Source organism: Holospora curviuscula (assembly GCF_002930195.1).
GTDB lineage: Bacteria > Pseudomonadota > Alphaproteobacteria > Holosporales > Holosporaceae > Holospora > Holospora curviuscula.
Genome location: NZ_PHHC01000022.1, coordinates 1 through 1,035 on the forward strand (window position 1 = coordinate 1; position 1,035 = coordinate 1,035).

Genomic DNA, 1,035 nt, shown 5'->3' on the forward strand with positions numbered 1-1,035 from the left:
TCTCTGCCGCAGGAGCCTCAGAGATCGGCCAGGCCTATCGTAGCGGTCTTTCGGGGCTGGAACATAAATTACTCCACGGAGCCCTGGCCATGGCCTCCACGGTGTCTCTCCAAGCTCTTCAGAGCGGCACTGTGGACTGGAATCAGGCTCTTCTGGCGGCGGGCGCCACCATGGCGGCGGAGACGTGTGCGCAGGGCGTTACAGAAGGAATTCGAGACCAGCTGCCTCAAAGAGCCCAGGGGGAAGGGCAGGAGGCCTATACCCAGCGCTGTCAGGAGGCAGCCCAGGCGTTGGCAGGTCGGGCTGTGGCCTCGTTAAGAATTCTCCTGGCTACGGGGTTAGCCTTGGCGGGCAAGGATTCCGGAGATATCCAGGTCTGTGACACCGCGGCCACCACTGGCCTGGAGGAAAATTTTGTCACCACCATTCTGGCAGTAGCCTACGATGTAGCCCAGGGCGTTCAGGAAGTACGCGACGAGATCCAGGAGGGTAATTACTGGAGCGCCGCCGGTCAAGGAGCCCTAGCCGCCGGGTCCGTAACCTTGGATCTAGCCAGCGCAGGGGTGGGGAGCACCCTGGCCAAGGCAGGGATCCGCTTGGCGCGAAGCGCCTTAAGCAAAGACAAGGGCCCAGGGATACTGAAAAAAGAGGGCGGCAATGCTTCGGGTCTAAAGGCCACAGGAAAACAGCGCCAGGAAAAGAAAGCGGATATGACCCCGGCGGAATCCCGGGCGTATTTCGAACGTTACAAAGACAATCCTGTTTCCGTGGGGGAGTATCAAAAACGGGAAATGAAAAAGATCGTTCAAGCCAGGACAAAAGAAACTGGACTCAAGTATGAACAGCACCATGTATGGCCCGTGGCTCAGTCCGATGAACTGCTTAAGGTTACTGGACGGAAGTATAAAAATAATGCGGTGATCCCTTTACCACTGAAATTACATCAAGCCCAGGGTCTTAAACTTATCCATCGAAGAAACAGACTCTCCAAACCTAATAATCCAAGAGAATCTCTGCTGCAAGGGGTGCAAGATA

Annotated in this window: 1 protein-coding gene; it reads left to right on the plus strand. The window is 56.0% G+C overall.

Annotated features, from left to right (window positions below):
* Positions 1-1,035 (plus strand): hypothetical protein (locus HCUR_RS08060; protein WP_165780589.1); only part of this gene is annotated, 1,035 nt, incomplete at both ends.